Below are 15,465 nucleotides of genomic sequence, written 5' to 3' on the forward strand. Positions count from 1 at the left end.
CCGAGGCCGCCACCCGCGTGACGCTGCTCCAGAGCCAGGGCGCCACCCAACGCGCCGAGCTGGAGGCCGTCACCCAACGCCTCACCGAAGAGCGGGCGTCGGTCAGTGATGAGGATCTGGCGGCCGCCGCCGAATCCAGCGGCCAGGCGCTGCACGACGCGCAGCAGCACCTCGCCGAGGTCTGCGAGCGACTGGCCGCGGCCGCCCCCGAGCTGGTCGAGGCCGAACTTGCCGACGCGGCGCAGCAAGTGCAGGCACTGGAGGACCGGCACACCGAGACCGCCCGCGAACTGCACCAGGTCGAGGTCGAACTCGCCGTCTTCGGCACCGAGGGCCGCAAGGGCCAACTCGATGCCGCCCAGAGCGCGCGGGAACACGCTGCGGCCGAACACGATCGGATCGGTCGGCGGGCCCGGGCGGCAGCCCTGTTGCGGTCGACCATGATCCGGCATCGTGACGACACCCGGCTGCGCTACGTCGAACCGTTCCGCGCCGAGATCCAGCGGCTGGGCGTACACGTCTTCGGCGCCGACTTCGAAGTCGAGGTCGACACCGACCTGAAGATCTGCGCCCGCACCCTCGACGGGCGCACCGTGCCCTACGAGTCGCTGTCGGGTGGGGCCAAGGAACAGCTCGGCATCCTGACCCGGCTCGCGGGCGCGGCGCTGGTCGCCAAGGAGGACAGTGTCCCGGTGGTGATCGACGACGCACTGGGCTTTACCGACCCCGACCGGCTGGAGAAGATGGGCGCGGTGTTCGACGCCGTGGGCGCGCAGGGCCAGGTGATCGTGTTGACCTGCAGCCCGGACCGCTACCGCAGCGTCAAGGATGCGCACCGGATCGACTTGAGTGCCTGACTATTGCGCCACGATGTGGCCGCGCTACCGATGTTCGCCGAACGTGTACTCAGTGCGAAAAAATTGCGGGATCAGCGTACTCAGTACACGTTCGGTGAGCCGGGCGACGGCCCGGCACATCAGTCCTTCATGAACCCGATCGCCGTGTAATCCAGATCCGCCAGCCCCGGCGCCCCGAAGTTCGCCAGCGAACTGCGCACCGCCACATTGCCGGTCGTTTGAATCAACGGCAGGCTGAAACCCTCGGCCCACAGCAGCTCGTCGACCTCATTGGCACGGGCGCGGGCCGCCGCCGGATCCAATGCCTGCAGCGTCTCCTCGATCTTGGCGTCGATCTGCGGGCTTCCGATCTTGCCGAAGTTGGCCTCCCCGTAGGAGGCCGAGATCTGGTTCAGCCCCGCCAGTGGGAAAGCGTCACCGACCCAACTGAACTGGGCGATGTCGAAGTCGCCGACATTGACGTAGTCGGTGAAGAACCCGCCGCCGGCCTTGGCGTCCAGCTGCAGCTTCACCCCGATCTGGGCCAGATTATGTTGTGCCACCTGGGCGAACTGCCGGGTGCTCGACGCGTCGTAGAACAGGTGCCGGATCACCAGCGGCCGACCGTCCTTCTCCCGGAACTTCCCATTCAGCTTCCAGCCCAGCTCGTCGAGTTCCCGGGCGGCACGCTGCGGGTCGTAGGCCACCACGCCGGAGTTGTCCTGGTAGCCCTCCTGGCCGGCGACGTAGATGTGGTTGTTCAGCGGCACCGGGTCAGACGTCAGGCCGCGCTGGGTCACCTTGGCGATCGTGGTGCGGTCGATACCGCGCATCACCGCCAGCCGCAATGCCTTATCGGACAGGATCGCCCCCGGCGCCCCGTTGAAGGTGAAGTGGTTCCACGCCGGGGTCGGTGCGCGGCGGATCGCGATGCCCTCGGTGCGCCGGGCGATCGTCAACTGATCCAGCGTGGCCACCCCGGCGGCGTCGATGGTGTGGTTCTGCAGCGCCGGCATCCGTGCGGACTCGTCGAGCACCAGGTAGTTGATGGTGTCCAGCTTCGGCGTGCGGCCCCACCAATCGGGGTTGCGCACCAACGTGATCCGCTGGCTGGTGCGGTCCAGCGTGGCCAGCTTGAACGGTCCGGCCGAGGGCCCGGGGATTTGCAGTTGCGCCTTGTTGAAGGTCTCGGGGTCGGCGGTCATGGCGGCGGGCAGCAGCATCGAGTTGCCGGCGAACATGCCGCGCCATTCCGCGTAGGGCTTGGCGAACCGCATCACGGCTTGGCGGTCGTCGACGCCGCGGGTGACCGAGGCGACCCGTTCGGCGCCGTTGGTGGTGGCGATCGCGTAGCCGGGATCGGCGCCGCTGGTGGCGTGGATCTGGCTGGCGATGTCGTGCCAGGACAGCGGTGTCCCGTCGCTCCACGTGGCCTTCGGGTTGATGGTGTAGGTCACCACCTGCGGGTTGGTGCCGGTCAGCTCGACACTGGTGAAGTAGTCGGTGTCCACCGTCGCCGAGCCATCCGGGCCGATAATGAACGCCCGCGGCATGGTGGCCTTGAGCATGGCGGCGTTCTCGGCGAGGTTGCCGTCGATGTGCAACGGGTTGAAGTTCGGCGGGAACTGGCTCATCGACAGCCGCAGGCTGCCGCCGTCGCGCAGGGTGGCCGGGTCCTGCGGGTTGATGTCGCTGGCGCTACCCACCGCCGAGACGCCCTCGGGGGCGGTGATATCCACCGCGGCGCACCCGCCCAGCGCCAGCATCAGCGTTACTGCCACGTTGACACTGCGTCCAGGGCGTGGCCTTCTCGCAAAACCTCGCCATGAGCGCAGCCTCAACACCGGATTCATGAGCGCACCACCGGCTGGGGGACCGCGGCCAGCAGCCGGCGGGTGTAGTCGTGTTCGGGCCGGGCGAACACCTGCTCGGCATCACCCTGCTCGACGATCGCCCCGGCGTACATCACCGCCACCTGGTGCGCCAGGTGTTTGACCACCGACAGGTCGTGCGAGACGAACAGATACGACAGCCCGAACTGCTGCTGCAGATCCAGCAGCAGGTTGATGATCCCGGCCTGAATCGACACGTCCAGCGCGGACACCGGCTCGTCGAGCGCCAGGATCTTCGGCTGCAACGCCAGCGCCCGGGCGATCCCGATCCGCTGTTTCTGACCGCCGGAGAACTCCGCCGGGTACCGCAGCGCGTCGCCGCGGCGCAGCCCCACCAGTTCCAGCAGCTCGGCCACCCGGGCATGGGTCGCGGCCTTGTCGAACCCGTTGGCGCGCAACGGCTCGGCCAGCACCTCGAAGACCGGCAGCCGCGGATCCAGCGAGGCCACCGGATCCTGGAACACCACCTGCAGATCGCGGCGCAGCGCGCGGCGGCCGTCGCGTGTCAACGCCGCGACATCTTTGCCGAGCACTTCGATCGAACCCGCCTGCGGGGCCGCCAGTTCCAGCACCTGATGCAACGTGGTGGATTTGCCCGAGCCGGATTCGCCGACGATCCCCAGGGTGCGGCCCTGCTGCAAGGCGAAGCTGACACGAGAGACGGCGCGAACCTCACCGACCCGGCGGCGCAACACCCCCTTGGTCAGCGGGTAGGTCTTGACCAGGTCGCGCACCCGCAGCACCGTCGCCGAATCCGTGACCGCGGGTGAGGCGACCGCGGTGGGTACGCGATAGATGTCGGCAGCACTGCGCCCGGTCACCTGATCGGTGTGGATGCAGGCGGCGCTATGAGATGCCCCGACGGTCAACAGCTCCGGTTCCTGCGCCCGGCATTCGTCGGTCACCAGCGGGCAGCGCGGCGCGAACGGACAGCCCGGCTCGATGTCGGCCAGCGACGGCGGCGCACCCGGGATCGGCACCAGCCGGGTGCCCTGCGGCGCATCCAGGCGCGGCACTGAGCCCAACAGCCCCACCGTGTAGGGCATCCGCCGGTCGGCGTACAACGCTGCCACCGGTGCGGCTTCCACCACCCGCCCGGCGTACATCACCAGCGCCCGGTCGGCGAACTCGGCCACCACCCCCAGGTCGTGGGTGATGATCAGCACCCCGGCGCCGGTCACATCACGGGCGGTCTTGAGCACCTCGAGGATCTGGGCCTGCACCGTGACATCCAGTGCGGTGGTGGGCTCGTCGCAGATCAACAGGTCCGGGTCACAGCAGATCGCGATCGCGATCACCACCCGCTGGCGTTCCCCGCCGGAGAGTTCGTGCGGGAAGGCCCGCGCCCGCTGTTCAGGCCGCGAGATACCCACCAACTCCAGCAGTTCCACCGCGCGCCGGCGCGCCGCGGCCCGCCCGATCCGAGGCTGATGCACCTCGATGGCCTCGGCGATCTGATCGCCCACGGTGTAGACCGGCGTCAGCGCCGACATCGGATCCTGGAACACCATGCCGATCGAGGCGCCGCGGATCTTCGACATCGCGGTGTCGCCCAACCCGAGCAGCTGCGTACCGGCCAGCCGCACCGAACCGGACACCCGCGCGTGCTCGGGCAGCAACCCCATCACCGCCATCGCCGCCGCGGACTTGCCCGAACCCGATTCGCCGACCATCGCCACGACTTCGCCGGGATCCACCCGATAGCTGATGCCGCGCACCGCATGTACCGCGTCGCGGCCGGCGCCGAACGTCACAGCCAGGTCGGAGACCTCCAGCAGGGCGCTCATCGGCGGCCCCGCAAGCTGGCGGCGTCGGGGTCGAGCGCGTCACGCAGGCCGTCGCCGGCGAGGTTGGCGCAGACCAGGATCGTGATCAGCACCCCGGCCGGGAACAGGAACACCCACGGGAAGGTGATGGCCGAGGCGGTGCCGTCGGCGATCAGGGTTCCCAACGACACGTCGGGCGGCTGGATGCCGAAACCCAGGTAGCTCAAGCCGGTTTCGGCCAGGATCGCCACCGCGACGTTGAGCGCGGTGTCGATGATCAGGATGGACGCCACGTTGGGCACGATGTGGTCGATGATGATGCGCCGGCTGGAAACACCCATATATCGTGCGGCGCGGATGAATTCACGTTCCCGCAGGCTCATCGTGAGCCCGCGCACCATGCGGGCGCTGATCATCCAGCTGAACCCGGCCAGCAGCAGCACCAGCAGCGCGATGTTGCCGCTGTTCTTGGTGCGCGGGGTGATGATCGCGATCAGGATGAACGCCGGCACCACCAGCAGCAGGTCCACCAGCCACATCAGCACCCGGTCGCGCCAGCCGCCGAAATATCCCGAGATCGCCCCGACCGTCGCGGCGATCACCGTGGAGATCAGCGCCACGCATACTCCGATCAGCATCGACTTCTGCATGCCGCGCAGGATCTGGGCCAGCAGGTCCTGGCCCAGTGCGTTGGTGCCCAGCCAGTGCTCGGCGCCCGGCGGCACCAGCAGCGCGTCGTAGTCCAGATCGGTGTAGGAGTAGGGCAGCAGTCCCGGCAGTGTGTAGCAGCCGACGAACATCACCGCCAGCAGCGCCAGCGCGGCGACGGCGGTGCGGCTGCGCAGGAATCGACGCAGCACCAGGGTGCGCCGGGAGGCGAACGTGATCTCGGTGCTCATTGGCGCAGCTCCTCCCCATCGCTGCGCTCTGCATCGTCGGCGGCGCGGCTCATGACACCCGCACCCGCGGATCCAGCAGCGCATAGATGACATCGGAGAGCAGCCCGGCCAGCAGCACCACCGCACCGGAGAACACCGTGATCGCCGCGACGATATTGGTGTCCTGGGTGGCCACGCCTTGCACCACCCATTCGCCCATGCCGTGCCAGCCGAAGATCTTCTCCACGAACACCGCGCCGGTGACCAGGCCGGCCACCCCGTAGGCGAACAGGGTGGCCATCGGGATCAGCGCGGTGCGCAGCCCATGTTTGAACAACGCGCGGCGCCGGGTCAGCCCCTTGGCGCGCGCGGTGCGGATGAAGTCCTGGCCGAGCACGTCGAGCATCGCGTTGCGCTGATAGCGGCTGAAGCTCGCCGCCGCCCCCAGCGCCAGCGTCAGCGACGGCAACACCAGGTGCTGCAAGCGATCGACCAGTCCGGGCCAGAAGCCGGTGACCAGCCCGGGGGAGGTCTCGCCGGTGTAGTCGAACAGTTGCGCACCCAGCGCCCAGTTCACCCGTAGCGCGCCCAGGATCACCAGGTTGGCCAGCACGAACGTGGGCACCGACAGCACCAGCAGCGCCGCCATTGTGATGACCCGGTCGGAGAGCCGATACTGGCGCACCGCCCCCCAGGCGCCGGCCACCACCCCGATCACCGTGCCCGCCAGCGAGCCGACCACCAGCAATCGCAGGCTCACCCCGATGCGCCGGCCCAGCTCGTCGGAGACCGGTTGGCCGGTGACGGTGACACCGAAATCGCCGCGGACGGCATGCGAGGCCCAGTGCGCGTAGCGCAGCGGAATCGGCTTGTCCAGGCCCAGTTCGGCGGCCTTGGCGTCGATGACCGCCTGCGGCGGGCGCGGGTTGCGCTGCATCAGGCTGTCCAGCGGGGCGAACGCCAGCGAGGTCAGGCAGAACGTCAGAAATGACGCGAGGCCCAGCAGCACCAGGTAGTTCAGCGCCCGGCCGGCCAGAAACCGCATCATGGCCAAAAGGGTAGAGCCCTCTGGGGCGAGCGCGCCGGACGCCTCATTCCCGCCAACGTGCGTGTCCCCGGGCGACGCGCCGCGGGAATCGTCGGATTTACGCCCGCCCGCGACGTGAGAGGCGCTGTCGGATCATCGATTCGAATGATTTTTACCCGTGGAATCTCGGCGCTCGTTGATTGGCGCCTCCGGCTCTTCTGTGGGTTTGGCCGCAGCCGGACCGCTTCATCCCGCTCAACGGCCGGCCGGGGCGGGCGTCGAGGCGTCCGCGCTGCCCGCCTGTGGGCGCAGCAGGGCGCCGAGGGCAGCGATCAGCGGAGTGAGGACTTCGACCTCGGCGGGACTACCGACGCATTCGGTGATCCCGGCACCGACCACGTTGAGTCCGCGCAAGGAGCTCAGCATCTCGACCAGGCGGTCGATGGTCAGCCCGTCGGGCTCGGGCATGTTGTGGCCCCGGAACTGGCTCGGGTCGAGCACGTCGACGTCGACGTGCACGTAGACGTGCGTGGCGTCGGCCAGTACCGCGGCCGGATCTTCGGTCTCGGTGCCCATGCCTCGGGCGATCATGTCCTTTTCCGCCGGGATCGCGGCCCGTGCCCCGATCAGTGCGACCTTGTCGCGGTCGACCGGCGGCGCAGCGGTCAATGCCGGATCGCTCTCGCCGAGCAGACCGGCCAGCACCATTGCGTGGTAGGCACCGTCGTGGGCGGTCTCTGGGGTCTTCAAGTCCGGATGAGCGTCGAACCAGGCGACGCCCAGGCCGGCACCGAAGCGCTCGCGCATCACCCGGATCGGCTCGAACTCGACGCCGCAGTCGCCGCCGATCGTCAGGAGTGCCCCGTCGACACCGGCGATCGCCGCGCGCTGGGCAGCCAAGTTCGGGCCGGTGAGAATCGCCCGGTTGCTCACACCGTCTTCGCGTGCGGAGGTCTCGGCGGACTGCTCGACCGTGATCACGGGCACGTCGAGGACGCGTCCGGCCAGCTCGGCCAACGCTCGGCAGCCGTCCGGCAGCCCCGGTGCGCGCGGAGTCATCGCTCCTTGGAACTGGGGGACAGCATGGATTCTCATGACCCCAAGGTACTGAGGCCTCGGGACCGCGGCCGGAAAGAAAGGCGCGTCCGGGAAGCGCCCATTGATTAGTCTCAGTCTTCAGACCGCGACAGAGGGAGAACCCCGTGACCGTCACCGACGACTACCTGGCCAACAACGCGGAGTACGCGAAGACCTTCAAGGGTCCGCTGCCCATGCCGCCGAGTAAGCACGTGGCGATCGTTGCCTGTATGGACGCCCGGCTGGATGTCTACCGGGTGCTGGGGATCAACGAAGGTGAAGCGCATGCGATCCGCAACGCCGGCGGCGTCATCACCGAGGACACCATCCGGTCGCTGGCCATCAGCCAGAAACTGCTGGGCACCCGGGAGATCATCCTGATCCACCACACCGACTGCGGGATGCTCACCTTCACCGACGACGAGTTCAAGCGTTCGATCCTGGAGGAGACCGGTATCCGGCCGGGCTGGGCGCCCGAGGCGTTCCCCGACCCGGCCGAGGACGTTAAGCAGTCGCTACGCCGGGTCAAAGCCAGCCCGTTCATCACCCAGACGACCTCGCTGCGCGGCTTCGTCTTCGACGTCGCCACCGGCAAGCTCGGCGAAGTCACGCTGTAGCCCGGTCGCGCCGCCTTTCGCCGCGGCCGCGAGGGTCACCGCTGCCGGCCAGGGTGCGCAGATGTACGCCGTTATAGGCGTGTCGGCGGACAAACACGCACGCTCGCGCCGAAAACGGGCGCGGGTGCGCGGATCACATTGACAGCGTGCCCGCCGGCCTGGTTACATACCCCGCTATAACCAACTAATCTTGGTAAGTCTCACCAAGATTATCGGATATCTCCGGCGAGGAACCCATGACCAGCAACATCACCGCGCCCGCGGAGCCGTCCACGCCCGGGCGGTATCAGCTGACGCATCTGCGCACCCTGGAGGCCGAGGCCATCCACATCATCCGGGAGGTCGCCGCGGAGTTCGAGCGTCCGGTGCTGCTGTTCTCCGGCGGCAAGGACTCCATCGTGATGCTGCACCTGGCGGTCAAGGCGTTCGCGCCGGGTAGGCTGCCGTTCCCGGTGATGCACGTCGACACCGGCCACAACTTCGACGAGGTCATCGCCGCGCGTGATGAGCTGGTCGCCCGCACCGGCGTGCGACTGGTGGTGGCCAGCGTCCAAGACGACATCGACGCCGGACGGGTGGTCGACGACGGGCCGTCGCGCAACCCGCTGCAGACCGTCACCCTGCTGCGCGCCATCCGGGAGAACAAGTTCGACGCCGCGTTCGGCGGCGCCCGCCGCGACGAGGAGAAGGCCCGCGCCAAAGAGCGGGTGTTCAGCTTCCGCGACGAGTTCGGCCAGTGGGACCCCAAGGCGCAGCGACCCGAGTTGTGGAACCTCTACAACGGGCGGCATCGGCCCGGCGAGCACATCCGGGTGTTCCCGCTGTCGAACTGGACGGAATTCGACATCTGGTCCTACATCGGCGCCGAGGAGATCCTCTTGCCCTCAATCTATTTCGCCCATCAGCGCAAAGTCTTCCGCCGCGACGGCATGCTGCTGGCCGACCACGAGTTCCTGCGCCCCGCCGACGGCGAGGACGTGTTCGAGGCCATGGTGCGCTTCCGCACCGTCGGCGACGTCACCTGCACCGGCTGTGTGGAGTCCACTGCGGCGACCGTCGAGGACGTCATCGCCGAGACGGCGGTATCGCGGTTGACCGAGCGCGGCGCCACCCGCGCGGACGACCGGATCTCCGAGGCAGGCATGGAAGACCGCAAGCGGCAGGGGTATTTCTGATGAGCGCGGCCACCACGCTGCTTCGTATCGCGACGGCCGGATCGGTCGACGACGGCAAGTCCACCCTGATCGGGCGGTTGCTGTTTGACTCCAAGGCCGTCATGGAGGACCAGTTGGCCTCGGTGGAGCGCACCTCCCGGGAGCGCGGCCACGACTACACCGATCTGGCCCTGGTCACCGACGGGCTGCGCGCCGAGCGCGAGCAGGGCATCACCATCGACGTGGCCTACCGTTACTTCGCCACGCCCAAGCGGAAATTCATCATCGCCGACACTCCGGGTCACATCCAGTACACCCGCAACATGGTGACCGGTGCCTCGACCGCTCAGCTGGCGATCGTGCTCGTCGACGCGCGCCACGGACTGCAGGAGCAGTCGCGCCGGCACACCTTCCTGGCGTCGCTGCTGGGCATCCGCCACATCGTGCTGGCCGTCAACAAGATGGATCTGATCGACTGGGACGCGGGCAAATTCGAGGCGATCCGCGATGACTTTCATTCGTTCGCCACCCGGTTGGACGTGCACGATGTGACGACCATCCCGATCTCGGCGCTGCTCGGCGATAACGTGGTGACCAAGTCCGACAAGACGCCCTACTACGAGGGCCCGTCGTTGCTGTCGCATCTGGAAGACGTCTACATCGCCGGTGACCGCAACCTGGTCGACGTGCGCTTCCCGGTGCAGTACGTGATCCGCCCGCAGACGCACGAGCACGCCGACCACCGCAGCTACGCCGGCACGGTCGCCAGCGGCGTACTGCGTCCCGGCGACGATGTGGTGGTGCTGCCGTCCGGGAAACCGAGCCGGGTCGCGGCGATCGAGGGACCCAACGGCAAAGTGGGCGAAGCGTTTCCGCCGATGGCGGTCTCGGTCAGTCTCGAAGACGACATCGACATCTCCCGCGGCGACATGATCGCCCGCACCAACAACCAGCCGCGAATCGTGCAGGACTTCGATGCCACCGTGTGCTGGATGGCCGACGGGGCGACGCTGCAGCCCGGCAACGACTACATCATCAAGCACACCACCCGCACCACCCGGGTGAAGGTGATGGCACTGGACTACCGCCTCGACGTCAACACCCTGCACCGGGACAAGGAGGCGAACGCGCTGCAACTCAACGAACTCGGCCGGGTCTCGCTGCGCGCCCAGGTCCCGCTGATGCTCGACGAGTTCAGTCACAACGACGCCACCGGGTCGTTCATCCTCATCGACCAGTCCACCAACGGAACGGTCGCGGCCGGCATGGTGCTGCGCGACGTCTCGGGTCGCACCCCCAGTCCGAACACGGTGCGTCACGAGTCGCTGGTCACCGCGGCCGACCGGTTGTCGAAGGGGCGCACGGTGTGGTTGACCGGACTATCCGGCGCGGGCAAGTCCTCGGTGGCCATGCGCGTCGAGCAGTTGCTGCTCGAAAGGGGAACGCCCGCCTACGTTCTCGACGGCGACAATCTGCGGCACGGCCTCAACGCCGACCTCGGCTTCTCGATGGCCGACCGCGCCGAGAACCTGCGCCGGCTCGCGCATGTGGCAACCCTGCTGGCCGATTCCGGTCAGATCGTGCTGGTGCCCGCGATCAGCCCGCTGATCGAGCACCGCCAACTGGCCCGGCAGGTCCACACCGACGCCGGTTTCGAATTCATCGAAGTGTTCTGCGACACCCCGCTGGAAGATTGCGAGCAACGAGACCCCAAGGGGCTGTACGCAAAAGCGCGCGCGGGCCTCATCACCCACTTCACCGGGATCGACAGCCCGTATCAACGGCCGCGGAATCCCGATGTGCGGCTGACCCCGGACGACGATGTCGACGAACAGGCCCGCCAGGTCATTGCGGCGATCGACGCCCGAACATGAACGATCACCAGCTGGCCGCCCAGCTCGCCACCGACGCCGGACGATTGCTGCTGACCGTCCGCGACGAACTAGCCGACGCGCCGCAAGCCGAGCGTAAGGCGGCCGGCGACAAGCGCTCTCACGACTACCTGATGACCGCGCTGGCCGCCGAACGCCCGGCGGATGCGGTGCTGTCCGAGGAGGGCGCCGACAACCCGGCGCGGCTGCAGGCCGACCGGGTCTGGATCGTCGACCCGCTCGACGGCACGCGGGAATTCTCCGAACTCGACCGCGACGACTGGGCCGTGCACGTCGCGCTGTGGCAGGACGGGGAGCTGACCGCCGGCGCGGTCGCGCTGCCGGCCCGCGGCATCACGCTGGCCACCCCGGCTGTCGCCGCACCACCGCAGCACCCCGGTCCGGCGCGCATCGCGGTCTCGCGCAGCCGCCCGCCGGCGGTCGCCGACGCGGTGCGAGCTCACCTCGACGGCGAGCTCGTGGCCATGGGATCGGCCGGGGCGAAGGTCGCCGCGGTCATCCAGGGCGTCGCCGACGTCTACGTGCACGCCGGCGGGCAGTACGAATGGGACTCGGCGGCCCCGGTGGCCGTCGCCCGGGTCGCCGGCCTGCACACCTCGCGCATCGACGGCTCCCCGCTGGTCTACAACCGGCCCGACCCGCTGCTGCCCGATCTGGTGGTGTGCCGGCCCGAATATGCCGAGGCGGTGCTTGCCGCGATCGGCTGACGTCGCCGAGACGAGCGCAGATGGCAGAATCGCCAGGATGCGGATGTCGGCCAAGGCGGAGTACGCGGTGCGGGCGATGGTGCAGCTCGCCACCGCCGACGCCGGCACCCTGGTCAAAACCGATGACATCGCCGCCGCCCAGGGCATTCCGCCGCAGTTTCTCGTCGACATCCTGTCCGACCTACGCACCGACCGGCTGGTCCGCAGCCAGCGCGGCCGTGACGGCGGCTACGAGCTGGCACGCGCGGCATCCGAGATCAGCGTCGCCGACGTGCTGCGCTGTATCGACGGCCCGCTGGCCAGTGTGCGCGATATCGGCCTGGGCGATCTGCCCTACGCCGGCCCCACCGCCGCGTTGACCGACGTGTGGCGGGCGTTGCGGGCCAGCATGCGGTCGGTGCTCGAGCAGACCAGCCTGTCCGACGTCGCCACCGGGAAACTGCCCTCCCACGTTGCGGAGTTCGCCGCCGACTACCGCGCCCAGGAACGCCAGCGCGGCCACGGCAGCTAACCTTCCCGGCGCGAGCGTGCGTGTTCCCGGCCCGACACTCCGTACGGGGGCCGGAAACAACGCCCGACAGCCCGGCTAGGACCCCGAGCCGTACGGGCGGGTGAGGATTTCCATCGCATGACCGCTGGGATCGCGGAAATACACCCCGCGCCCACCGTCGCGACGATTGATCTCACCGGGGCGCGCACCGCGCGGGTCGGCCCAGTGCGCCAGCCCCCGCGAGGTGATCTTGCCGTAGATGGCGTCGAAGTCGTCCTCGGAGACCAGGAACGCATAGTGCTGCGGCCGGATCTCCTCGTCGGCGGGCACCTCGGCGTAATCGAGGCTGGCCTCATGATCGAGCCCGACGACCATGAAGTGGCCGAACGGCTGGGGATCGGGCAGGCCGAACAACTCCGCCAGAAAAGCCGCCGACGCCTGCTTGTCGTGGGCGGCGACGATGGTGTGGTTGAAGGAAATGCTCATGGTTCAAGTGTCGGCCGCCGCCGGCGCGCATGCCACAATCGCGGGCATGCAGGTGGGAATGACCATGCCGGTGATGGAGCCCGATCTGGATGCAACGCTGCTGCGGGACTGGGCGTGCGCCGTCGACGAGGGACCGTTCTCGTCGCTGGCCTGGGGCGAGCGGATCGCTTTCACCAACCCGGACAGCCTGACCCTGCTGGGGGCGCTGGCGGCCTGGACCGACCGGGTGCGGCTGGTGACGACGGTGATCGTCCCGCAACTGCACGATCCGGTCATGCTGGCCAAGGCACTGGCCACCGCGGATCTGCTCAGCGGTGGGCGGCTCACCGTCGGCATCGGTGTGGGCGGCCGGCACGAGGACTACCGCGCGGCCGGTGCCGACCCGGCGACGCAGACGATGCGGGAGATGGCCGAGCGGGTCGCGATCATGAAACGGGTCTGGGCGGGGGAGAAGACCACCGAGTCGCTGCTGCCGGTCGGGCCGGCGCCGACGCAGCCCGGCGGGCCGCCGCTGGTGGTCGGCACCATCGGCCCGAAGACGTTGCGCAGCGCGGCCAGTTGGGCCGAAGGGTTGGCCGGCATCACCATGGACCTCGACGTGGCCAAGCAGAACGAGTTGTTCGACGTCGCCCGCCAGGCCTGGCGGGAGGCCGGCAAGGCCCAGCCGTATCTGGCGACCTCGTTCTGGTTCGCGCTGGGCGAACCCGACGCCGCGCGCAACCAGGTGCGCGAGCACCTGCTGCGCTACATGAACTGGATTCCCGCCGAGTACGTCGAGGCCCTGGCACCGACCACCGGCTGGGCGGGCAGCGAGGACGAGCTGCTCGCCGTGCTGCGCAACTTCGAATCGGTGGGTGCTGACGAGATCCACCTGATTCCCACCAGTTCCGACCCTGACCAGCTGCGGCGCGCAGCCGAAGTGGTGACCGAGTTCAACCGCTGAGGCTGCCGGGGCGCCGCGGGCAAACCCGTTGCGACACGGTCACGGAAGCGTCTCTATCGATATCTCACTAGTCACAACCGTCTCACCAGCAACTATCGTCGCAGCAGGCGAGGCCCGGAGCGGTCCCGGAAAGGTGTGACATGTCGGCGACGCGTGCGATCGTCTCGGCCGCGATGATCCCGGCGGTCGTGCTCGGCATGGTGCTCGCCACCGAGTTCGCCCCACCGGCGTACGCGGCAACCTGCAATGCGCCCGAGGCCAACATCGAACCGCCGCCGGGCTCGCCGACGACCGGCGCGGGTCAGCTGCCGAGCGGGCGGCGGCCCCGCGGCACCAACGACAGCGCGCCGCTGCCCAAGCTGGGCCCGCTGATCGCCGCACTGATCAACCCCAACGGCGCCATACGGCAGCAGGCCGCGGTGGTGCCGCCGGCGCCGTCCCCGGACGGTCAGGTCGCGCCGAACGCCGCCCAACCGGTTCAGCCGGTTCCGAACGCCGGCGCAGATCCGGGGCTGTCGAACGCCGACGCCGCCGGTGCCATCGCCGGCGCCCAGACTTCGCTGGTGGAGTGGATGACCGGGCCCAACAGTCCCAACCAAACCCTGCAACGCTTCGGCATCTCCGGCACCGACCTCGGAATCCCTTGGGATAACGGTGATCCCGCCAATCGTCAAGTTCTCTACGCGTTCGGCGACACCTTCGGCTATTGCCGCATCCAAGGAAAGCAGTGGCGGCAGAACGTGCTGTTCCGCAGTCCGGACAACAATTTGGCCGACGGCATCACGGTCGGGCCCGGCGGCATCGGCAACAAGTATTCGGGGTCGCCACTGCGCCAAGCGAATTTCTCCAAGCAGATCCTGCCGGCGGTCCAACTGGCGCAGCACCAGGAGGGCATGATCCCCACCGCCGCCGTCGGGATCGCCGGGAACCAGTACATGAGTTTCATGTCCATCAAGCAGTGGGGGCGTGACGGCGAATGGTCCACCAACTACTCGGCTATCGCGGTCTCCAACGACAACGGCGAGACATGGGGTGTCTATCCGGGAACGGTGCGTTCGACGTCGCCGGAGAACGTGCCCCGGGCGCGCTTCGTCCCCGGTAACGAGAACTTCCAGATGGGTGCGTTCCTGCGCGGGGGCGACGGCTACCTGTACGCCTACGGGACGCCCGCGGGCCGCGGCGGCTCGGCGTACCTGTCGCGGGTGCCCGAGCGCACCATTCCCGACCTCACGAAGTACCAGTACTGGAACGGCGACAGCGGGTCGTGGGTGCCGAACAACCCGGCTGCGGCGACGCCGGTGATCCCCGGCCCGGTGGGTGAGATGTCGGTGCAGTACAACACCTACCTGCGGCAGTACCTGGCGCTATACGGCAACGGCGGCAACGATGTCGTCGCCCGCACCGCCCCGACGCCGCAGGGCCCATGGAGCGCCGAGCAGACGCTGATCCCGACCGGTCAGATCCCCGGCGGCATCTACGCGCCCTACGTGCACCCGTGGTCGACCGGCAAAGAGGTGTACTTCACGTTGTCGCTGTGGAACGCCTACGACGTGATGCTGATGCGCACCGTGCTGGGCTGAGCCCGCCTGCCTCAGCCGCCCACCGCCGGTCGCGGCATCCGGTAGCGCCGGTCGCGCATGCGCAGCACCGGATACCCCTTACGGCCGGCGCTCAGAGCCCGCACCGGGGCGGCGGGCGCC

General features: G+C 68.6%; 13 protein-coding genes and 1 pseudogene. 8 read left to right on the plus strand and 6 right to left on the minus strand.

What is annotated here, in order from left to right; genetic code table 11:
- Positions 1–857: pseudogene (locus tag DQP56_RS17365) on the plus strand (AAA family ATPase); the annotation flags it as partial.
- Between the two features lie 119 nt (positions 858–976).
- On the opposite strand, the gene oppA reads toward DQP56_RS17365, so the two are convergent.
- The 5 genes from oppA to DQP56_RS17390 all read right to left on the minus strand — a co-directional run bounded on the left by oppA (position 977) and on the right by DQP56_RS17390 (position 7,458).
- On the minus strand, positions 977–2,602 hold the full coding sequence (gene oppA / locus DQP56_RS17370) for an oligopeptide ABC transporter substrate-binding protein OppA (protein ID WP_112687492.1): 1,626 nt from the start codon (positions 2,600–2,602) through the stop codon (positions 977–979).
- A gap of 83 nt (positions 2,603–2,685) precedes the next feature.
- Positions 2,686–4,515, minus strand: a complete 1,830-nt coding sequence (gene oppD / locus DQP56_RS17375) for an oligopeptide ABC transporter ATP-binding protein OppD (protein WP_112687494.1) — start codon at positions 4,513–4,515, stop codon at positions 2,686–2,688.
- Entirely contained in the window at positions 4,512–5,393 is an 882-nt protein-coding gene (oppC, locus tag DQP56_RS17380) for an oligopeptide ABC transporter permease OppC (protein WP_112687496.1), read from the minus strand. Before oppC ends, oppD begins: the two co-directional genes overlap by 4 nt.
- A 49-nt stretch (positions 5,394–5,442) precedes the next feature.
- Entirely contained in the window at positions 5,443–6,420 is a 978-nt protein-coding gene (gene oppB / locus DQP56_RS17385; RefSeq protein ID WP_112687498.1) for an oligopeptide ABC transporter permease OppB, read from the minus strand.
- 234 nt (positions 6,421–6,654) lie between these two features.
- Entirely contained in the window at positions 6,655–7,458 is an 804-nt protein-coding gene (locus DQP56_RS17390) for an arginase family protein (RefSeq protein WP_234825713.1), read from the minus strand.
- Positions 7,459–7,601: 143 nt separating this feature from the next.
- Here DQP56_RS17390 and DQP56_RS17395 point away from each other — a divergent pair, with 143 nt between their 5' ends.
- From DQP56_RS17395 to DQP56_RS17415, 5 genes are all read left to right on the plus strand, one after another.
- Positions 7,602–8,093 (plus strand): beta-class carbonic anhydrase, encoded by a 492-nt coding sequence (locus tag DQP56_RS17395; protein ID WP_112687502.1) that lies wholly within the window; start codon positions 7,602–7,604, stop codon positions 8,091–8,093.
- Between the two features lie 236 nt (positions 8,094–8,329).
- Positions 8,330–9,268, plus strand: a complete 939-nt coding sequence (gene cysD / locus DQP56_RS17400; protein WP_112687504.1) for a sulfate adenylyltransferase subunit CysD — start codon at positions 8,330–8,332, stop codon at positions 9,266–9,268.
- Positions 9,268–11,121 (plus strand): sulfate adenylyltransferase subunit CysN, encoded by a 1,854-nt coding sequence (gene cysN, locus DQP56_RS17405; RefSeq protein WP_112687506.1) that lies wholly within the window; start codon positions 9,268–9,270, stop codon positions 11,119–11,121. Before cysD ends, cysN begins: the two co-directional genes overlap by 1 nt.
- Entirely contained in the window at positions 11,118–11,846 is a 729-nt protein-coding gene (locus DQP56_RS17410) for a 3'(2'),5'-bisphosphate nucleotidase CysQ (RefSeq protein ID WP_112687508.1), read from the plus strand. The genes cysN and DQP56_RS17410 overlap by 4 nt, the downstream gene beginning before the upstream one ends.
- A 37-nt stretch (positions 11,847–11,883) precedes the next feature.
- On the plus strand, positions 11,884–12,357 hold the full coding sequence (locus tag DQP56_RS17415; protein ID WP_112687510.1) for an Rrf2 family transcriptional regulator: 474 nt from the start codon (positions 11,884–11,886) through the stop codon (positions 12,355–12,357).
- A 75-nt stretch (positions 12,358–12,432) separates the two neighbouring features.
- Here DQP56_RS17415 and DQP56_RS17420 read toward each other — a convergent pair whose 3' ends face one another.
- Positions 12,433–12,822, minus strand: a complete 390-nt coding sequence (locus DQP56_RS17420; protein WP_112687512.1) for a VOC family protein — start codon at positions 12,820–12,822, stop codon at positions 12,433–12,435.
- Between the two features lie 58 nt (positions 12,823–12,880).
- On the opposite strand from DQP56_RS17420, the gene DQP56_RS17425 reads away from it, so the two are divergent.
- Positions 12,881–13,765: an LLM class flavin-dependent oxidoreductase gene (locus tag DQP56_RS17425; protein ID WP_112687516.1), complete on the plus strand. Its 885-nt coding sequence runs from the start codon at positions 12,881–12,883 to the stop codon at positions 13,763–13,765.
- 140 nt (positions 13,766–13,905) lie between these two features.
- On the plus strand, positions 13,906–15,345 hold the full coding sequence (locus tag DQP56_RS17430; RefSeq protein WP_112687514.1) for a glycoside hydrolase family 183 protein: 1,440 nt from the start codon (positions 13,906–13,908) through the stop codon (positions 15,343–15,345).
- The last annotated feature ends 120 nt before the right edge of the window (positions 15,346–15,465 follow it).

It is taken from the genome of Mycolicibacter senuensis (genome assembly GCF_003284925.1).
Lineage (GTDB): Bacteria > Actinomycetota > Actinomycetes > Mycobacteriales > Mycobacteriaceae > Mycobacterium > Mycobacterium algericum_A.